The sequence below is a fragment of the Aeromonas sp. 25-248 genome (assembly GCF_053005425.1).
Genome location: NZ_JBRKTB010000015.1, coordinates 78,915 through 97,661 on the forward strand (window position 1 = coordinate 78,915; position 18,747 = coordinate 97,661).

22 protein-coding genes are annotated in these 18,747 nt (G+C 64.8%); 8 read left to right on the top strand and 14 right to left on the bottom strand.

The features are described from left to right. Window positions 1-7 precede the first annotated feature (7 nt). Window positions 8-412, top strand: coding sequence for an antitoxin Xre-like helix-turn-helix domain-containing protein (locus tag ACVDHI_RS17770; protein WP_041211580.1), 405 nt, complete (start codon window positions 8-10; stop codon window positions 410-412). Beyond that, entirely contained in the window at window positions 412-1,101 is a 690-nt protein-coding gene (locus ACVDHI_RS17775; RefSeq protein WP_324026077.1) for an RES family NAD+ phosphorylase, read from the top strand. Before ACVDHI_RS17770 ends, ACVDHI_RS17775 begins: the two co-directional genes overlap by 1 nt. A gap of 86 nt (window positions 1,102-1,187) precedes the next feature. On the opposite strand, the gene ACVDHI_RS17780 is transcribed toward ACVDHI_RS17775, so the two are convergent. Further along, window positions 1,188-2,594, bottom strand: coding sequence for a DEAD/DEAH box helicase (locus ACVDHI_RS17780; protein WP_042881342.1), 1,407 nt, complete (start codon window positions 2,592-2,594; stop codon window positions 1,188-1,190). A gap of 305 nt (window positions 2,595-2,899) precedes the next feature. On the opposite strand from ACVDHI_RS17780, the gene ACVDHI_RS17785 reads away from it, so the two are divergent. Beyond that, window positions 2,900-3,718 (top strand): substrate-binding periplasmic protein, encoded by an 819-nt coding sequence (locus ACVDHI_RS17785; protein WP_410487827.1) that lies wholly within the window; start codon window positions 2,900-2,902, stop codon window positions 3,716-3,718. 87 nt (window positions 3,719-3,805) lie between these two features. On the opposite strand, the gene aroC is transcribed toward ACVDHI_RS17785, so the two are convergent. Next, the gene (gene aroC, locus ACVDHI_RS17790) at window positions 3,806-4,894 is read right to left on the bottom strand and encodes a chorismate synthase (protein WP_042017130.1); all 1,089 of its coding nucleotides are present in this window, start codon (window positions 4,892-4,894) and stop codon (window positions 3,806-3,808) included. A gap of 16 nt (window positions 4,895-4,910) precedes the next feature. Next, a complete protein-coding gene (gene prmB, locus ACVDHI_RS17795) occupies window positions 4,911-5,846 on the bottom strand; it encodes a 50S ribosomal protein L3 N(5)-glutamine methyltransferase (RefSeq protein ID WP_039040745.1) in 936 nt (311 codons plus the stop codon). A gap of 65 nt (window positions 5,847-5,911) precedes the next feature. Here prmB and smrB point away from each other — a divergent pair, with 65 nt between their 5' ends. Then, the gene (gene smrB, locus ACVDHI_RS17800) at window positions 5,912-6,436 is read left to right on the top strand and encodes an endonuclease SmrB (RefSeq protein WP_041211465.1); all 525 of its coding nucleotides are present in this window, start codon (window positions 5,912-5,914) and stop codon (window positions 6,434-6,436) included. Between the two features lie 90 nt (window positions 6,437-6,526). Here smrB and ACVDHI_RS17805 read toward each other — a convergent pair whose 3' ends face one another. The 6 genes from ACVDHI_RS17805 to ACVDHI_RS17830 all read right to left on the bottom strand — a co-directional run bounded on the left by ACVDHI_RS17805 (window position 6,527) and on the right by ACVDHI_RS17830 (window position 11,162). After that, the gene (locus tag ACVDHI_RS17805; RefSeq protein ID WP_042881036.1) at window positions 6,527-6,937 is read right to left on the bottom strand and encodes an SRPBCC domain-containing protein; all 411 of its coding nucleotides are present in this window, start codon (window positions 6,935-6,937) and stop codon (window positions 6,527-6,529) included. A 46-nt stretch (window positions 6,938-6,983) separates the two neighbouring features. Then, window positions 6,984-7,211, bottom strand: a complete 228-nt coding sequence (locus ACVDHI_RS17810; RefSeq protein ID WP_042863908.1) for a DUF4287 domain-containing protein — start codon at window positions 7,209-7,211, stop codon at window positions 6,984-6,986. A gap of 29 nt (window positions 7,212-7,240) precedes the next feature. After that, window positions 7,241-7,639, bottom strand: coding sequence for a GFA family protein (locus ACVDHI_RS17815; RefSeq protein ID WP_447212349.1), 399 nt, complete (start codon window positions 7,637-7,639; stop codon window positions 7,241-7,243). Window positions 7,640-7,846: 207 nt separating this feature from the next. Further along, complete coding sequence (locus ACVDHI_RS17820) at window positions 7,847-8,212, bottom strand: VOC family protein (RefSeq protein WP_323901649.1); 366 nt, start codon at window positions 8,210-8,212, stop codon at window positions 7,847-7,849. 122 nt (window positions 8,213-8,334) lie between these two features. Continuing rightward, window positions 8,335-9,780, bottom strand: coding sequence for a chitinase (locus tag ACVDHI_RS17825; RefSeq protein ID WP_201926158.1), 1,446 nt, complete (start codon window positions 9,778-9,780; stop codon window positions 8,335-8,337). 188 nt (window positions 9,781-9,968) lie between these two features. Further along, window positions 9,969-11,162 carry a methyltransferase gene (locus ACVDHI_RS17830; RefSeq protein ID WP_447212350.1) on the bottom strand — a complete coding sequence of 398 codons (1,194 nt, stop codon included), beginning with the start codon at window positions 11,160-11,162 and terminating at the stop codon, window positions 9,969-9,971. Window positions 11,163-11,341: 179 nt separating this feature from the next. Here ACVDHI_RS17830 and ACVDHI_RS17835 point away from each other — a divergent pair, with 179 nt between their 5' ends. The 4 genes from ACVDHI_RS17835 to ACVDHI_RS17850 all read left to right on the top strand — a co-directional run bounded on the left by ACVDHI_RS17835 (window position 11,342) and on the right by ACVDHI_RS17850 (window position 14,116). Further along, window positions 11,342-11,920, top strand: a complete 579-nt coding sequence (locus tag ACVDHI_RS17835) for a PhnA domain-containing protein (protein WP_039040739.1) — start codon at window positions 11,342-11,344, stop codon at window positions 11,918-11,920. 521 nt (window positions 11,921-12,441) lie between these two features. Beyond that, a complete protein-coding gene (locus ACVDHI_RS17840) occupies window positions 12,442-13,077 on the top strand; it encodes a LysE family translocator (protein WP_447212351.1) in 636 nt (211 codons plus the stop codon). 123 nt (window positions 13,078-13,200) lie between these two features. Further along, a complete protein-coding gene (locus ACVDHI_RS17845; RefSeq protein ID WP_039040737.1) occupies window positions 13,201-13,404 on the top strand; it encodes a hypothetical protein in 204 nt (67 codons plus the stop codon). A gap of 121 nt (window positions 13,405-13,525) precedes the next feature. After that, window positions 13,526-14,116, top strand: a complete 591-nt coding sequence (locus ACVDHI_RS17850) for a hypothetical protein (protein WP_048208717.1) — start codon at window positions 13,526-13,528, stop codon at window positions 14,114-14,116. A 73-nt stretch (window positions 14,117-14,189) separates the two neighbouring features. On the opposite strand, the gene ACVDHI_RS17855 is transcribed toward ACVDHI_RS17850, so the two are convergent. The 5 genes from ACVDHI_RS17855 to xapA form a co-directional block, all read right to left on the bottom strand. After that, window positions 14,190-14,681, bottom strand: a complete 492-nt coding sequence (locus ACVDHI_RS17855; RefSeq protein ID WP_447212352.1) for a SixA phosphatase family protein — start codon at window positions 14,679-14,681, stop codon at window positions 14,190-14,192. Window positions 14,682-14,719: 38 nt separating this feature from the next. Further along, window positions 14,720-15,634 (bottom strand): DMT family transporter, encoded by a 915-nt coding sequence (locus ACVDHI_RS17860; protein ID WP_447212353.1) that lies wholly within the window; start codon window positions 15,632-15,634, stop codon window positions 14,720-14,722. A gap of 47 nt (window positions 15,635-15,681) precedes the next feature. After that, a complete protein-coding gene (gene deoC / locus ACVDHI_RS17865; RefSeq protein ID WP_447212354.1) occupies window positions 15,682-16,488 on the bottom strand; it encodes a deoxyribose-phosphate aldolase in 807 nt (268 codons plus the stop codon). A gap of 62 nt (window positions 16,489-16,550) precedes the next feature. Further along, window positions 16,551-17,810: a NupC/NupG family nucleoside CNT transporter gene (locus ACVDHI_RS17870; RefSeq protein WP_447212355.1), complete on the bottom strand. Its 1,260-nt coding sequence runs from the start codon at window positions 17,808-17,810 to the stop codon at window positions 16,551-16,553. 25 nt (window positions 17,811-17,835) lie between these two features. Next, window positions 17,836-18,663, bottom strand: a complete 828-nt coding sequence (xapA, locus tag ACVDHI_RS17875) for a xanthosine phosphorylase (RefSeq protein WP_447212356.1) — start codon at window positions 18,661-18,663, stop codon at window positions 17,836-17,838. Window positions 18,664-18,747: the final 84 nt, after the last annotated feature.

Here is an 18,747-nt window from a genome sequence, read left to right on the forward strand (position 1 = left end):
AGGCAACATGGTCGCCACCGCATCTCTTCCCCGGCAACAGCCCGCCGTCGATCCCAGCAAGGCCCTGCCAGTGGTGTTTCGCATCCTGGACAAATGGCAGTGCAGCACGGATGAACAGCTCAGGCTGCTTGGCATTACCTCCCGCTCCACCCTGAACAAGTACAAGGAGGCCAGCGGCGGCATTCGGCTGAGCGCCGATCTCCAGGAGCGGATGAGCTATCTACTCAACATCCACAAGAGCCTGCGGCTGCTGTTCAGCCTGGATGAGAGCATCTATGGCTGGGTGCGCAAGCCCAACAGCCACCCCTTCTTCGCCGGGCGCAGCGCGATGGAGGTCATGCAGGGTGGGCGGGTGGCCGATCTTTACGAAGTGGCCACCCGGCTGCACGCCTGGCGCGGGGAGATGGCCTGATGTCATCCCTGCCCTTGCGCACCTTCCACAATGCCTGCGCCTATCGCATCATTCCGAGCCGCTTTCCCCCCATCTGCCTCTATGAAGACGTCGCTACCGCCGACGAGCTGGAGGCGGTCTGGGCCGTAGAGGCTCTGACCAACGACAGGCTGAGGGAAGAGGCGGGCGAGCTGATGCGGGTGCCCAGGGAAGACTGGCTGGTGGGGCTGCCCGGCGGCAGCTATGTGATGGCCGCCTTCACCCACCTCAATCCCGAGGGTGCCCGTTTCACCACGGGGGACTTTGGCGGCTACTATTGTGCCCCCTCCCTCGACACCGGCATCAAGGAGACGGTCTACCACAGGGAGCGGATCTTCGGGTACACCCGGGAGCCGGCCCAGAAGGTGCAGATGCGGGTGATCCAGGCGCAGTTCAGCGCCAGCCTCATCGACATCACGGGCCCGGCGTTTCTGCCAGGCCCCCTCTATCACGCCACCGATTACGGCCCCGCCCAGGCCTTCGCCCGGGAGCAGAAGGTTGCCGGGGCGGACGGCATCCACTACCGCTCGGTGCGCCACCCCGGTCACGACTGTCACGTGCTCTATCGCCCCCGTCTGGTCAGCCGGGTGGACCACGCCCGTCATCTGGAGTACCACTGGAGCGGCGAGGCCATCACCCATGTGCTGGAGATCCGCCTCTACGGTGAATAGCGTCTACCAGGACAAAAAAAGCCCCGCCAGATTGGCGGGGCTTTTTACATCAACCGAACAGTGGGGGAGCCTGGCTCCCTGACCGCTTACTGGTTGTGGCTGGCGCGACGGGGACGACGGGCCTGGGCCGGTTTGCCGGCACCATCGGCCGGACGCTGGCCGCCCTGAGGCTTGGGCTTGCCGCCGTTGCCAGTGCGATTGCCACCGCCGTTACCACCGGCGCCATTGCCGGAGCGACCGGCCCCCTGACGCTGGCCCTGGCCTTGCGGACGCGGCGCACGGCGCTGCTCGCTCGGATCCCGAGGCTCTTTGCGCAGCGGCGCGCCGATGCCACGGGCGATGTTGTCGAGGGTCTCGCGGGAGGCTTCAAAACCGGCCACCTGCTCGCACGGAATGTTCTGCTTGGTCAGCCGCTCGATGGCCTTGATGAGCTTGCCCTCATCGGCGGCCACCAGGGAGATGGCGTGACCGGCGGCGCCGGCACGACCGGTACGGCCGATACGGTGCACGTAATCTTCCGCCACGTTCGGCAGCTCGAAGTTGACCACTTGCGGCAATTTGTCGATGTCCAGGCCACGGGCGGCGATGTCGGTCGCTACCAGCACCTTGACGCTGCCATCCTTGAAACCGGCCAGGGCACGGGTACGGGCACCCTGGCTCTTGTTGCCGTGGATGGCGGCGGCGCTGACGCCGTTCTTGTCGAGGGTCTCGGCAACGCGGTTGGCCATGTGCTTGGTACGGGTGAACACCAGCACCTGCTGCCAGTCGTTGCTGGTGACCAGGTGACTCAGCAGGGCAATCTTGTTGGCCTTGTCGCAGGGGTGCACCAGCTGCTCGATGCGCTCGGCTGTGCTGTTGCGCGGGGTCACTTCGATCACCGCCGGGTTGTCCAGCAGACCGGTGGCCAGCTCACGAATTTCGTCGGCGAAGGTGGCGGAGAAGAGCAGGTTCTGACGCTTTTTCGGCAGCAGGGCCAAAATGCGGCGGATGTCGCGGATAAAGCCCATGTCGAGCATGCGGTCCGCTTCGTCCAGTACCAGGATCTCCACTTCGTCGAACTTGACGGCGTTCTGGTTGTAGAGATCCATCAGGCGGCCCGGGCAGGCCACCAGCACGTCCAGACCACGGCGGGTCGCCATCATCTGCGGGTTGATGCTCACGCCGCCAAATACCACGTGGCTGCGGATCGGCAGGTGTTTGCCGTAGTTGCGCACGCTCTCGCCCACCTGAGCGGCCAGCTCGCGGGTCGGGGTCAGCACCAGGGCGCGGATGCGATTCGGGGAGACCTTGCGCTTGCTTTCAGTCAGACGCTGCAGCATCGGCAGGGTGAAACCTGCGGTCTTGCCGGTCCCGGTCTGGGCGGCGGCCATCAGATCACGGCCAGCCAGTACCGCCGGGATCGCTTGTTGCTGGATGGGAGACGGGGTGTCGTAGCCTTGCTCGGCAACGGCACGCAACAAGGGTTCGGCCAGACCGAGGGAAGTAAAACTCATAGTTACCTGCTAGGGATAGGGGCGCCAAAGATCGTGGTGGGGCTCCTCTGCTGAGCCGATGCCATCTCACAGGATCCGGGCCTATAGAGAAAACAACGATTTCCCCGGGGAGCAGAGCAAAGGGGAAAGAATAGAGGCGCAGTCTAACGGAGTTGGCGCACTTAGACGAGGAAAATGTGATGCACCTCCCAGCGCGGCTGGAAATAGCGACAAAGGCAGGACAAAATGGCCCGAATCGCCGTATGTATCAAAGCCCCTGCACAGCCTGCCGGGGACGGCGCGATACACGGAACAGGAGGTTTTGATTGAAACGGAAGTTCACCCCCACCGCCCGGCGCATGCTGGGCCTCGTCTTGCCCCTGCTCTTCGCCCAGCCCCTCGCCGCCAGGGAGACCCTGTCGGTGGCCTGGAGCCACTGGCCCCCTTTCAGTCAAATCGCTGCCGACGGCACCCTCGGCGGACTGGACGTGACCCTGACCCGCCAGATCCTGGGCAAGGCAGGCGTGGAGCCCGCCTTTCGCAATCTCCCCTGGGCCCGGGCCCTCTACCTCATGGAGCGCCAGCAGCTGGACGTGGCCATGGGCGCCCTCAAGACCCCCGAGCGGGAGCGGTTCGCCCGCTTCTCCACCCCCTATCGGCGCGCCAGCTTCGTGCTGCTGAGCCAGCGCCCGCAGGCCGGGGAGCCCGAGGGCTGGCGAGAGATCACGGAGCTGGCAACCCTGTGCCAGGCCAAGGGGCTGCGCCTTGGCAAGCTGCGGGGCACCCGCCCCCTGCCGATGAGCGAGGAGTGCCCCGCCCTCGGGCAGGCGAGTGAATACAACAGCGATGACAGGCTGCTCACCCTCTTGCTGGCGCGCCGCCTCGACGGCGTCATCATGGAGTGGCAGTACGCCCGCTACCGGCTCGGCCAGCTCGGGGCGAGCGATGCCATCCAGTGCCAGGTGCTCTTGCACCAGCAGCCGGTGCGCCTGATGTTTGCCAAAGAGGCCGTGAGCGATGAGGCGCTCGCCCGCATCGATGCCGCCATCGCCACCCTGCCCTCACCGGATCCCGCCTTTGCGCCGCCCCGCTGCCGCCTGGATGCAACCCGGACCCCATCGCTCTCGACGCCATCGGCCCCCTGAGGCAGGCGCCGGCAAAAATCCATGAAAAAGGCGACCCTGGGGTCGCCTTGTGGTATCTGGTGATCACTCACCTGGCCCGCCGCGTGATCAGCGCAGCTGCGGGGTCTGGGTGTGCACGCCCTGGTTCTGGGCGCGGTGGCGCAGCAGGTGATCCATCAGCACCAGGGCCAGCATGGCCTCGGCGATGGGCACGGCACGGATGCCGACGCAGGGGTCGTGACGACCCTTGGTGATCATCTCGGTGGCCTCACCGCTGGTGGTGATGGTCTTGCCCGGCACCGTGATGCTGGAGGTAGGCTTGAGGGCCATGCTCACCACGATCTCCTGACCCGACGAAATGCCCCCCAGGATGCCCCCCGCATGATTGCTGGCAAAGCCGGTCGGAGTCATCTCGTCCCGGTGCTCCGAGCCTTTTTGCTCCACCACCGCGAAGCCGTCACCGATCTCCACCCCTTTCACCGCGTTGATGCCCATCATGGCGTGGGCGATGTCGGCGTCGAGGCGGTCGAACACCGGCTCCCCCAGGCCTACCGGCACGTTGCGCGCCACGACGCACACCTTGGCCCCCACGCTATTGCCCTCTTTCTTGAGGGCACGCATGTATTCATCCAGCGCCTCCAGCTTGCCCGCATCGGGGAAGAAGAAGGGGTTCTGCTCGATCTGGCTCTCGTCGAACCCTTCCGCCTTGATGGGGCCGAGCTGGGAGAGAAAACCCACTATCTCGATGCCGTGCACCTGTTTCAGGTACTTCTTGGCGATGGCCCCCGCCGCGACCCGCATGGCGGTCTCGCGGGCCGAGGAGCGGCCGCCGCCACGGTAGTCACGCTGGCCGTACTTCTGGTGATAGGTGTAGTCGGCGTGGCCGGGTCGGAACAGATCCTTGATTTCGGAATAGTCCTTGGAGCGCTGATCGGTGTTCTCGATGAGCAGCCCGATGGAGGTGCCCGTGGTCTTGCCCTCGAACACCCCGGAGAGGATCTTCACCTCGTCCGCCTCGCGGCGCTGGGTGGTGTAGCGGGACGTGCCGGGCTTGCGCCTGTCCAGATCCCCCTGCAAATCGTCTTCGCTTATCTCCAGCCCCGGCGGGCAGCCGTCGACCACGGCGCCCAGCGCCAGACCGTGGCTCTCGCCGAAGGTGGTGACCCGAAAGAGTTGGCCGAAACTGTTCCCTGCCATGGATGCTCCTTGCTGCTTAGTTCTTGTAAATGGCGAAATGGGCCTGGTACTGCTCGAGCTCTGCGCGGGTCATCACAAAGACGCCGTGACCGCCGTTCTCGAACTCGACCCAGGTGAAGGGCACCTCGGGGAACTGGGCTTCCAGGTGGATCATGCTGTTGCCCACCTCGACCACCAGCACCCCATCCTCTTTCAGGAAGTCGGCGGCATTGGCCAGCAGGCGCTTGGTGAGCTTGAGGCCGTCGGAGCCCGACGCCAGGGCCAGCTCCGGCTCGTGGCGAAACTCCTCCGGCAGATCCGACATGTCCTCGGAGTCCACGTAGGGCGGGTTGGAGACGATGAGATCGTACTTGTCACCGGCCGGCAGATCCCGGAACAGATCGGAGCGAATGGGGATGACCTGCTGCTCCAGCCCGTGATCGTTGATGTTGCGCTCGGCCACGTTGAGGGCATCGACGCTGATGTCGATGGCATCCACTTCCGCATGGGGGAACTCATGGGCCATGATGATGGCGATGCAGCCGGAGCCGGTGCACAAGTCCATGATCCGGGTCGGTTCGTCTTTCAGGAAGGGGGCGAAGCGGTTGGCCACCATCTCGGCGATGGGGGAGCGCGGAATGAGCACCCGCTCGTCCACGTAGAACTCCCAGCCCGCATACCAGGCCTTGTTGGTCAGGTAGGGTGCCGGAATGCGCTCCTGCACGCGGCGGATGATGAGCTCGGCGATGCGGTGGCGCTCGCTGGTGGTCAGGCGGGAGTGGCGCATGGCGGGATCCACGTCCGGCGGCAGATGTAACGCGGGCAGCACCAGTTGCACGGCCTCATCCCAGGCGTTGTCGGTACCATGTCCGTAGAAGATCCCGGCGTCGTTGAAACGACTCATGGCCCAGCGCAACATGTCCTGGATGGTGTGCATTTCGGCAACCACCTCATCGATAAATATCTTGTCCAAATCCACCTCCAAGTCGAGTAATATCCGGCCCGAGAATTTTATACAGCGAGCAAGACGAGTACCTGATGAAAAAAACGCCCTCACTCACAGACGAGGAAAGCCTGCTGTTTCGTGATGCTGTCAAAGGTACCCGGAAAATTAAGCAAGATACCATAAGGGCCTCCTCAAGCCCGGTCAAGCAGAAACGCGAAGTGCGCGAGAGCCGCGAAAAGCTTGGGGTTGACCACTTTTTCAGCGACGAGTACCAGCCCCATCTCGAGGCGGACGGGCCGACCCGTTACGTGCGCGACGACGTGTCAAAATTCGAGCTGAAAAAGCTCAAGCGCGGCAGCTACCCGCCGGAGATTTATCTGGATCTGCACGGCATGAACCAGCACCAGGCCAAGCAGGAGCTGGCGGCCCTGCTCACCCTGTGCCGAAAAGAGAACATCCACGTCGCCTCGGTGATGCACGGCATCGGCAAGCACATCCTCAAGCAGCGCATCCCGAGCTGGCTGGCCCAGCACCCCGCTGTGCGCGCCTTTCACCAGGCGCCGCGGGAGTGGGGGGGCGAGAGCGCCATCCTGGTGCTGCTGGACATCGAGGAGTGACCCCCTTCCCCGCCCCGCCTTGCTCCGGGCGAACGCCATAAAAAAACCACCGCCAGCTTGCGGTGGTTTTTTCTTGGCGCCCCACAGGGGTCAGCCGGCGGCCTCCATATGGCGCTTGAAGTTATCCAGGATGCTCTGCCACCCCGCCCGCTGCTGTTCGCCGCTGTGCAGGGACTCGGCATCGAACCGCTCCTCCACCCGGGTGCCCCCCTGCTCTGCCACGAACCGCACGCTCACCTCGCGGCCATCGTCCATGACGTAGCCGAGCCCCGTCGGCGCGGTGACCTCGGTGAAGGTCCCCTCGAAATCAAACCCCGTGCTGCCATCCCGCGCCGCCATGTGGTGGCAAAAACGCCCACCCACCCGCAGGTCCACCCGGCTTTGGGGGCAGTGCCACTGCGGGGAGGCGGCGTTCCACGCCATGATGCTGGCGGGGGTGTTCCAGCCCTGCCACACATCGGCAATCGGCCTGGCAACCCAGACGCTGACGCTTATCTTCATCTCTCTGCTCCTCTGGCTGTCCTGCACGTTTTGCACTGTGGCACTGTCATGCCACGCCGGGCGCATCGGGCTGCGCCAAAAAGTGGGCCACCAGGGCATTGGCATGGCCGTGACCCATGGCGTGTTCGTCCTTGAGCCAGGCCACCAGGGCCATGTGTTTGCGCTCCTCCCGCCCCGCCAGCAGGGTCAGCCAGTGGACGATGGGCTGGCCGTATTTCTGCTCGATGGCGGGAAAATAGGAGGCAGGCCCCTTCACCTTCGGTTGTTCATCCATGATGGCTTCTCCTCAAGGTGGCCACAGGCTCAGGGTTTGGGGGCGAACTGCTCGAACACCTGCAGTCCGGTCAGGGTCGGGGTGTCGTTCTTGAGGGCATAGAAGTCGGGCTTCTCGTCGATGAAGATCTGCCCGGTGAGTTCGAACCCCTGATCCTGAAACAGGCCGGCAGAGAGGATGTACTCGTCCGTCGGCAACAGATGGTAGAAAAGATGGGTGCCGCAGGTGGGGCAGAATCCGCGCTCCGCCCACTCCGACGAGCGGTAGGCCACCGGGGTCATCCCGGTGAACCGCACGCCCTTGCCCCCGTGCACCGCGAACATGGGCCCCCCTGACCAGCGCCGGCACATGGCGCAGTGACACAGGTTGACCTCCTTGTGATCGCCGCTCGACACGGTGATCCCGCCACACAGACAATGCCCTTCCATGATGCCTCCTGAGAGTTGGGGCGACAGACCGGGCGAACGGGTGCTCGCCTTGTTGCCGCACCAGATGAAGTAGCACGGGATCCGGGGGGCGGCAACTGACCATTCCGGGGCCTCACCGCGGGTCTGAGGCTCCCGGAGCGGGAAAATCCCCCTCTTTATTCATCGCGTGAATGACTCAACATATCCCATGCACCAGATAAATAATGGTCAGGTTCCCTCCTGCAAGGCGATGCGATTCCCCTCGCAATCCCGACACTCCGCCACCCGGAGGCCCTCCCCGACCTGGGTGACGGGATAGAGACAGGCCCCGCCCGATGCCAGCGCCCGGGCCATGGTCCCCTCGATGTCAGGCACCCGCAGATAGATCCGGGTGCCATCCAGGCTCGGCACATAGCTCTCCCCCTTCGCCAGGGCGCCGGAGCAGCCCGCCGTGCCACTTTCCAGGGGAAAGAGCGCCATCTCGTTGCCATCGATCTGCACCCGCTCCAGCACCGTCTCGAAGACCCCCTCATAGAAGCGGATGGCTCTCTCCAGATCCTGTACCGGAATTTCAAAATGAATGGCGATGTTCATGGTCATCCTCCCTCGGTGTGAACCCGCACTCTATCAGTGCCAAAAGAGGCGCAGCAAGCCAGCGCGGCGATCAACAAGGGAGGCGCGCGGCCTCCCCGGGGTGCTTGCGCCTGTATTGACTCTCAGGTCACCGGTGCCCAAGGGTCCCCCTTGCCCGGCTCGTTGCCCTGGGTCCACCACTTGGCCTGATAGATGACCCCCTTGTGGCTCACCTTGTTGCCCGCGGTGTAGACCTTGCCTGCCTCCCAGGCCGGTACCCCGTCCACCGGCGGCGTGCCGGGGTCGACCGGGGCCGGATCCAGCGTGGCCACCACCCGTATCTTGGGCCAGCTGGCGTGGGAGCCGTAGAAGTTGGTCACGCACTTCTCGTAATCCCCCGGCACCAGGGCCGAATAGGCGGTCTGGTACCCCACCAGATCGCACTCGAAGGAGTAGCCGCCGGGTCTGTCCGGGTAGTATTTCCAGTTGCCGTCCCAGTTGGTGTAGAGCACGTCGGTGGCGCCGTTGAGGTTGAGGCTGCCATAGGGGGTCTGCTGCCAGCAGGTGTTCTTCTCGTCCGCCAGCAGCGGGATACCGTAGTGGGCCGCGAGCCCCTCCCAGTAGCGGATGCGGTTGACCGGCTGGCCCTTGTTCTTGTTCTGCTCGCCGCACTCGATGCCACCGTTGATGATGTTGATGGTGGTGCCAAAGCCGTAGCCGATGCCCGCCGCCAGCTCACGCTGGGAGGGCACCCAGGTCCGGTCGATGACGTGCAGCATGGCGGGTTTGGGAGCCTGGGGCGTCAGGAAGAACCAGATGGCGGAGGCGAGGTTGAGCCAGGAGTCCGCCACCAGCCCGGGGTTGTTGAGGAGCACAGAGGCGTCGCCGTCGAACATGGCCTCGGAGAAGGCGCCGTAGTTGAAGTGATAGGAGAGCTGCTTGGCGCCGCGACCGAAATAGCCCTGACCGGTGCTGCAGGGCCAGCGCCGGTTCTGCCAGTCACTCTGGCCACACCCCGTGGTGTAGCCGGTCTGCCCCTCAGACCAGCCCATCTCCCGCACGTGCACCAGGGCCTGTTGCCACTCCTCCAGCCCCAGGGGGTTGTCGGAGACATTCTCCTTGGCAATGTGGCCGCCGGTCTCCTGGGCAAAGTGGGCGAAGGCGGTGATGATGGACTTCTTGCAGATGGCGTCCGCATTGCGCCCGTCCGTGTAGTCGCCGCAGAAGGCGGGGAACTTGCCCACCGCCCGCAGGAAGCGCTCGTAGGTGTACTCCGGGGCGGCCATCTGGGTCAGGAACTCCCAGTCCGATTCGGTGAAGACCCGCTCGACCCGCTTGACGTTGTCCGGGTTGCCGGGGGCGCGGGCCACGATGGCCTCCACCACCGTATTGGGCCGGGTGGCCAGGGCGTGGGACCAGATCCCGTACATGGGGTTGGCGGTCTTGGCCTGGGCCGCTCTGGCAAGATCCGCCGCCGCCATCACATAGCCGCCGCTGTTCTGGGGATCGGGCTGGATTGTCATGGCGCTCTGGCCGGGCAGCGCCCAGACGAGGGCAACCAGGCAGGCGGTGCGCGTGAGCATGAACATGGGTAACCATCCTTGTCTTGAAAATGTCAGGGCGAGCATAGGCATCCTGACAACTAAATTCACGACAAGAATTAAGAATTTGGCGAAATTGTGAGCCATGCCTCCCTGCACTCAGATGGCGCTCGTTTGCAGGGGGATCCAGCCCCAGGTCTTGCGGCCGCAGCCATCCGACCTGTGCGGACGCTTGCTCAGATCCCCCCTGCGCGCACCGCCCGGATCAGCAGATTGCGCGGGGTCATGGGTTTGGGGCAGAAGGTACCCACCTCCACCCGGTAGCCCTGCTCCTCAAGGAAGAGGGCGCGATCGAGCAGCAGCCAGATTTCCAGGGGGCGGCGAAACAGGTGGCGCACCAGCTCCATGCGGGCGACATCGCCAAAGCGCCGCTCCCCCTGTGCCAGCAAGGCGGCGTAGTCGAGCCCCGCGGGCAAGCCCATCCCCTTGCGTTCGGCGGCCCAGTGGCAGAAATCCTCGAAGCCCCCGGTCAGCAGACTCTTTTGCAGGTTGGGCACCGGCAGGTACTCATCCACCCCGCGCACCTGGCGCTGCAGGCAGTCAAAGGCGAGGCGCCACACCACCTCCCGCTCCCGCAGCCGGGCGATGCGGGCACCGCCGGTCACCGTCTCCTGCAGCGGCAGCTTCAAATCGCTCTTGCCAAGGCGCAGGGCACTGGCCCTGGCGGCCCGGGAGAGGGGCGCGTAGTGCTCTCCCCTGATGAGGTGGTAGCAACACGGGGAGAGGGTCACCCCCTGGGCGCCCCCCTCGGCCACCCGCGTCAGCAGATGGGTGTGCAGATCGCCGCAGGCATGGAGCGCCATGGCGTGATGGTGCGGGGCGATGAGGGCCCCGGACTCGGCGGCAAAGGCATCCGCCTCCACGAACCGCATGTTGGCGCCGTCGCGCGCGGCGAGCCGCCGCCCCTCCTCGCAGAGCGCCCCCTGCCACTCCAGGCTCAGGATCTCGGCGCCACGGTGCAGCGACACCAGGCGTCCCAGATGCCCCTTGCCAGCGCACCACTCCAGATAGGGACCTTGGTGGGGGGGCAGACAGCCGGTGAAGGCCTCTATCTGCCCCTGCTTGCGTCCCGGCATGTACATCGCCATGGCCCTGGCGCACTGGACGGGCTCGGGGGCGAAAGGGGCAAGCTCGCCGAGGGCCTGCAACTCGGCCCCCGCCGGGATCCAGGGGGCGAGCAGGGCGCAGAGCGCATCCATGTCCCCGTCGAGGTGCGCTATCTCGTCAAGGGTCAGGGCTGCCAGGCACTTCGCAAGGGCTGGCTCCTCGCGGGCAAAGGCGATCCCCAGGTGGTGATAGGGCTGGTATTGCCACCAGCGTCGCTCGGCGGTGAGCAAGCAGTCCAGTTGTCGAAAACGGTGGGCCAGCACGGTGAACCTGTCCTTTGGCGCAAAAAGGGAGGCTCATTCTAGCGATCTGCCGTCAAAAAGCACTCGCCTGTGCGCCGCTGGTAGCCTGACAAAAAGCAGGGATTTGTGCTATATTCCGCCCCCTCATTCGCGCAGCCCGCCACGGCGAGCCGCTTTACCCCTATAAACGGAACCCAATCATGACCATCAATGCCATCCTGCAAGCCCGTGCAAACGCCAAATGCGAGCTGTGTGGCGCAGAACATGCGCTGACTGCCTTCCCGGTGCCGCACTCCCCCGCCAGCGACGACGACCACAGCGTGGCCCTCTGCGCCACCTGCCGCGGCCAGCTGGAGCAGCCGGACACCACGGAGGTGAACCACTGGCGCTGCCTGGGTGACAGCATGTGGAGCCAGGTGCCGGCGGTGCAGGTGATGGCCTGGCGCCAGTTGAAGGCCCTCGTCGCCCGGGGCGAGCTCTGGGCCCAGGACATGCTGGACATGATGTACATGGAAGACGAGGTCAAGGCCTGGGCAGACGCCGGCGTGACCAGCGACGATGACGACAGCGTGCCGACCGTCGACTCCAATGGCGCCGTGCTGGTGGAAGGGGACTCCGTCACCCTGATCAAGGATCTGGACGTCAAGGGCGCCGGCTTCACCGCCAAGCGCGGCACCCTGGTCAAGGGCATTCGCCTGACCAACAACCCGCTGCACATCGAGGGCAAGGTCAACGGCATGCAGATCGTGCTGGTGGCCGCCTACCTGAAGAAGGCCTGATACCGACCCTTCAAGCCAGAAGCGCCCCCAGGGGCGCTTTTTTGTTGCCTCTGTTTCCTGCCGTTCGGGTGGCATCCGGGGGAAACTGGACTATCCTGCAAACCAGTTCCGCGGTATGCCCCCTCCCCTGGCCGCCAGTGCGCCAATGGAGAGGGCCTTCCCGGCACGCATGGAAAGACCCCGGGCACCCTGATCCCCATGGCGCCCACGAGACCAAGGAGCCGCCCCATGGCCAGCAAGAAAGAGATCAAGATGAAGATCGCCGCTCGCCAGGCGAAAATCGCCAAGCACGAAGGCAAGATCAAGAAGCTGAAAAAAGCCCTGAAATAGGGGCTGACAACCATTAAAACCGCCTGATGGCGGTTTTTTTATACACATCCTTGCCTATTGCACTTCCTGCCGCAGACCATGCTGCACCTGATTGCTCTCGTCTGGATCCTCTTCGGGGCCGGGAGAGACGCCGCTGGACGACTCGTCAAAGAGGCTGGCATCATGCCAGCTTTGACGCCAAGGACGTGCTCATGAACCCCAATACCTGGATGCTGTTTGCGCTGGCCTATCTGCTGGCGACCCTGACCCCTGGCCCCAATGTGCTGCTGGTGGTCAAGAACGGTCTGCAACACGGCTGGCGCGCCGCCCTTGTCAGCATCCTCGGCAACCTGGGGTGCCAGGCCATCCTCATCGGTCTGGTCGCCATGGGGGTGGGGGCCCTGCTGCAAACCCTGCCTCCCCTCTTCGTCGCCCTCAAGCTGGCGGGGGGTGGCTACCTGGTGTATCTGGGCTACAAGGCGCTGCGCGCGGCCAATACCGGTGCCCAAGGGCTCTCTCCCTCCACCGCGCGGGGACACACCAGAACCACCCTCTCCTTGCTGCGAGAAGCTTTTCTGGTCTCCGCCAGCAACCCCAAGACCATCGTCTTCCTCTGCGCCCTGCTGCCCCAGTTCCTCGATCACCAGAGTCCGCTGACGCTGCAGTTCATCACCATGTACCTGACCATCTGCGCCATCGTCAGCCTGGTGCATCTGTGCTATGTCGCCCTGGCCAGGCGCGCCGGTCGCTACTTCAAGCCAGGTCGCGGCGAGCGCCTCGTTGGCCGCATCACCGGCGGGCTCTTCATCACCCTGGGCGGCGCCATCCTGCTCAGTGGTCGTCCCTGATCCCTGTGCCTCACCGCGGCTGACATTATCTGCACCATCGGCGCCGCTTGGGCGCCGCGGATCCCGGCTACCGGGGCTAGAGTTGTAGGCGTGTCTGTATATGAGCCTGCGGTGGAGCGCCATATGTATTCCTACACCCTCACCTTCCGGGAGGAGGCCGACAAGCTGACGGCCCCCGAACACGAGATCCGCTTGCAAAGCCCGGCACAGGCCGGTGATTTCATCATTCTCTCCGATGGCAGTCGCCATCAGGTGATGTTCGTCACCCACCGCGCCCACTACAGCAGCCTCTACCTCGACAAGGGGGTCCGCATCCCCCAGAGCTGACGCAGACATCCTCTTTCGCTCCCTCCTGCTATGGTGAGAGAGGGCGGCAGCTCGCCAACGCAAGCCCCTTGCCGCCCAGGGAGCAGAAAGCCCGAATGACCCATTGCCAGAGGTATTGATCATGTTCAGACAGACCGCGCTCATCCTGACCCTCACCCTGTTGGGCAGCGCCCAGGTTCACGCCATCAACCACAAATACGCCGAGCAGCTAGAACGCTCCGGCTGCACCCAGGTGACCGAAGCCCAGGGCTGCGATATTCACAAGAGCAAGGCGGAAAACGCCAAGGCAGGATTTGGCACCGCCGCCACGGCCGACGAAGGCGGATTGAACATGAGCTATGAGCAGAAGCTGGAGCGCTCAGGCTGTACCCAGGTGAGCGAACTCAGCGGCTGTGACATCAACAAGAGCAAGGCCGAGAACGCCGCCGCCGGATTTGGCGCCGCCCCCGCAGCGGCCAGCGCCAGCCCCTACGCCGGCAACTGGGTCGCCACCTTCCCCGAGACGGGCGCCACGGTCGCGAACATCCGTATCGATGACAAGGATCAGGTGTGGGTCAACGACAAACAGGTCAGTGCCAGGAAATCCGACGGCGCCCTGGTGTTCAAGGAGGGCATGGTCATCTACACCATCCAGGGGGATCGCCGCCTCAAGGGAGAAGATGGCTGGGTCGACAACGACGCGGGCACCAAGGGGCCCATCGCGGCCAAATGACCCCGTCACCATCCCGACAAGGGGAGCCGAGGCTCCCCTTGTCGTTTCTGCCTGCTTGCAACCCACGCCCCCTCTACCCCTTCTTCGGGAAGTCCAGCACGGCCACCACCGGCGAGCAGGACGGGAGCGCCGACCAGGAGGGGGCGTCGAAGATGAAGCGGGCGACGGCGCAGGTCGGCATACGAGTGATACCGGAGGAAAAGCCATGAGCCAGGTCGGTGAAGGCAGGATCATGGCCTACCAGCAGTACGCAGGCGAGATCATCTGAAAACGCCCCCACCACCCCGAGAAGGGTCTCGGCATCGCTCTCGTAGAGGCCCTCGTCGATGGCGATGTGGTTTGGTGAATAACCCAGCTCTGCGGCAAGCAGCCGGGCGGTTGTCAGGGCCCGGCAGGCGGGGCTCGAGAGGATGAGATCGGGCTTCACCCCCAGGTGTGCCAGGCGAGCCCCCATCAGGGGCGCATCGCGCAGCCCGCGCGCCGCCAGAGGACGAGCGCGGTCAGACAAAGATGCGTCCTCCCAGCTCGACTTGCCATGGCGTACCAGGATCAGGGTTCTTCTCATAACGCACTCCCTGGTTGATAAGGGCGACAGGCGGCCCCTCAGACCGCCCCACGTTTGCCGGCATGAAGGGGCAGCAGCACCATGACCATCATGGTCAGCAGCACACCCCCTACCCCCCAGCCTACCTGTTCCCAGTGTACTGTCTCCCCGGTCAGCATGCCGGTGAGCAGCACCATCACCGGGATGAGGTAGGTATAGGCTGACACCTGTTCCGGTTGCAGCGCCACGCTTCCCTGCTGGAACAACAAGAAGCTCAGCGCCGTGGCAAAGAGAGCCAGATAGCCAAGTCCCAGCCCCACCGGCAGGGAGACCCGGCTCCAGTCGGTTTCAAGCAATCCGGGCAGCGCCACCGGGGTGAGCAGCACAGTGGCGCAGATGAGGGTCCAGCCGGTCAGGTGGAGGAAGGACTCCCCCCGGTAGCAGCGCTTGATCAGGATGGGGTTGAGGGCCATGGCCACGCAGCCGAACAGGTAGATGCGATTGCCGGGAGTGAGGCTGAGGTTCGCCACCAATCCCAGATCGCCGCGAAAGATGATGAGGGCCGCAGCCACCATGCCCCCCAGCAGGGCCAGCCCCATTCCCCAGCCGATGGCGCGGCGCAAGATCACCATTCCGGCCAGGGCGCTGATCAGCGGCACCGTGGTGTAGAGTGCGCTGGCATCGAGGGCGCTGGTCTCCTGCAATGCCACGAACATGGCGACAAAGTAGCAGAGGGCCGGCAACGAAATGAGGGTGTAACGCCCCAGATCCCGCAGGGAAGGCAGCACCAGCCCCCCCTGATACCCCAGCACCCCGACGAAAATGAGGGAGGCCAGCAGGTAGCGCACCCAGGTGACCACCAGCGGGTCCAGCACCGCGGTGAGGGCGCTGCCGATGGGAAACGAGAGGCTGATGAGCAGGGTGAACAGCAACACCTTGCCGTGGGCCTTTGCAACATGGGGAAGTAAAGACATGGGATACACCTGTCAGCAAGGGCGCCCGCAGGCGCCGACGGAAGAGATCAATAACCGTGGTCGGTCGCAGGGGACAGCTTGCCCTCGCCCAGGGTTGCCAGCAACTGGCCAAGCAGGCTGGAAGCACCGAAACGAAACCGCTCGGCCACCAGCCACTCCTCGCCAAAGAGTGCGGCCGCCATGGCGAGATACTCCGCCGCCTCCCGTGCGCTTTTCACCCCGCCCGCCGCCTTGAACCCCACCCGATCCTGCACACCGCACTCGGCGATGGCCGCCAGCATGGTGCGGCACGCCGCCGGGGTGGCATTGACCGCCACCTTGCCGGTGGAAGTCTTGATGAAGTCGGCCCCCTCCTCGATGGCAAGCAGGGAGGCCACGCGGATAAGCGCAGGCTCCTGCAGCTCGCCGGATTCGATGATCACCTTGAGCACCCGGGCGCCGCACAACGCCTTGCAGCCGCGCACCAGCGCCCGGGCGGGGGCCTCGTCCCCGGCCATCAAGGCACGCCAGGGGATCACCAGATCGATCTCGTCGGCGCCATCCGCGAGGGCGGCGCGGGTCTCGGCCAACACGGTTGCCAGATCATCGTCGCCGTGGGGGAAGTTGACCACAGTGGCAACCTTGACCTCGGGGGTGCCCTGAGCCGCCAGGGTGAGCCTGGCCAGCCCCACGAAGCGCGGGTAGATGCACACCGCAGCGGTGTTGCCGACGGGGGTCTGCGCCTGGTGGCAGAGGGCGATGATGCGCGCGTCGTGGTCATCGTCGTTGAGGCTGGTGAGGTCCATCAAGCGGATGGCCCGGCTGGCCGCCTCGGTGGCAACGCAGGCTGGTGAAAAAGCAGTAGCTGGAATCATGGAAGGCTCCTGTCGGGATAAGAGAGGGGCGCCGCAGCGCCCCGGAACAAGGGATGGGACGCTCAGGCCAGGGAGAAGAAGATCCCGGCGATGGCGGCGCTCATCAGGTTGGAACAGGTGGCAGCCAGCACGGTACGCAGGCCGTAGCGGGCGATGAAGTCGGTGCGGGAGGGACAGAGGGTGCCCAGGCCACCGATCAGGATCCCCATGGAGGCCAGATTGGCAAAGCCGCACAGGGCGAAGCTGATGATCACCTTGGACTTCTCCTCCAGCACCTGCAGACCGGCAGCGGTGACCGTGCTGGCGTCTTTCAGGTAGGGCGCCAGATCGCTGTAGGCCACGAACTCGTTCACCACCAGCTTCTTGCCGATCATGGCGCCGGCGATGCCGATGTCCGCCAGCGGTACCCCGAGCAGGAAGGCGAGCGGCGAGAAGATCCAGCCCAGGATGAGCTCGAGGGAGAGCGGCATGCCCACCATCTCCCCCACCCCGCCCAGCAGGGTGTTGACCAGGGTCACCAGCCCGATCATGGCGATCAGCATGGCGCCGATGGCCGCCGCCAGCTTGAGGCCGCTGCTGGCCCCCTCGCCTGCCGCTGCCAGCACGTTCTCCGGCTTCTTGCCATCAAACTGGATGCTGGTGTCAAAGACGTAATCCGGCTGGCTGGTTTCGGGAATGATCAGCTTGGCAAACAGGATCCCGCCCGGCGCCGCCATGAAGGAGGCCGCCAGCAGGTACTGCATGTCCACTCCCATCATGGCGTAGCCCGCCAGCACGGTGCCGGAGACCGAGGCCATGCCGCCGCACATGACGGCGAAGAACTCCGAATCGCTCATCCTGGGCATGTAGGGTTTGACCACCAGCGGCGCCTCGCTCTGACCGACGAAGACGTTGGCCACCGCCGACATGGATTCGGTCTGGGAGGTGCCGAGCAGCCGCGCCATGGCGCCACCGATGATGCGGATCACCACCTGCATGATGCCGAGGTAGTAGAGCACGGCGATGAGCGCCGAGAAGAACACCACCAGGGGCAGCACGTTGAGGGCAAACACGAAGCCGATGCCGTCCACCGAGAAGTTGACCAGGTTGCCAAACAGGAAGTGGATCCCCGCCTTGCCGCTTGCCAGCACCGCCTCGACCCCGTGGGCCATCCCCTCCAGCGCCCGGCGCCCCAGCGGGACATAGAGCACCAGGGCACCGATGGCGACCTGCAAGGCCAGCGCCAGCCCCACGGTGCGCAGGCGAATGGCCCTGCGGTTGGTCGATGCGAACACGGCGATGAGGATCAGCGCCGCCATACCGAGAAATCCTGCTGCAAACATATCTGACCTCCTGGTCGTTCCCTGCTTACTGGAAGTGGTGCTGGATGAAGGCGTTGATGAGGCGGATGAAGTCCGCTTCCGCCAGCTTGGCGCACTTGAGGGTCTGCTCGTGGGAGAGCTGCACATCCCCCAGCCCCTCCGCCATGTTGGTGATGGCGCAGATGGCCAGCACCGGCAGTGCGCAGTGGGCGGCGCTGACCACCTCGGGCACCACCGACATCCCCACCACGTCGCCCCCGATGATCTGCATCATGCGGATCTCGGCGGCGGTCTCGAAACAGGGGCCGCTGTAGGAGACGAACACCCCCTGATTGACGGCGATCCCCTCCCGCTCGGCCAGCGCCAGCGCCTCGCTGCGCAACCCCTTGTCATAGGCATTGGCCAGGCTGAAGAAGCGCGGGCCGTAGGCCTCGTCATTGGCCCCCGTCATGGGGGTGCCCGGCATGGTGTTGATGTGATCGTTGAAGATGACCAGGGAGCCGACCCCGATGCGCTCCGGGCGCAGCGAGCCGGCCGCATTGGTTACCAGCAGCAGCTCGCAGCCCAGGCGCTTGAAGGTGCGCACCGGGGTAGTCATCACCTTCATGGTTTCGTGTTCGTAGTAGTGGCCGCGCCCCTTCATGCAGACCACATCTACCCCGTGCAGCTTGCCGAGCACCAGCTCGCCGCTGTGACCGGCCACCGTGCTGACCGGGAAGCCGTCCAGCTCCTCGTAGGGAATGGTGACTTTCTCTTCCAGCGCATCGGCCAGCACGCCGAGGCCGGAGCCCAGGATCATGGCGGCGCGGGGGGCAAACCCCGGCTTGCGGGCAAGAATGGTGGCGACGGCGTTGAGTACGGGATCGTGTTGCATGAGTTGTACCTCTTGAGGCTGTGAATGAGACATGACGCTCACTCTAGGGGAGGCATTGGACGACAAAAATCGCTAAAATCGGCC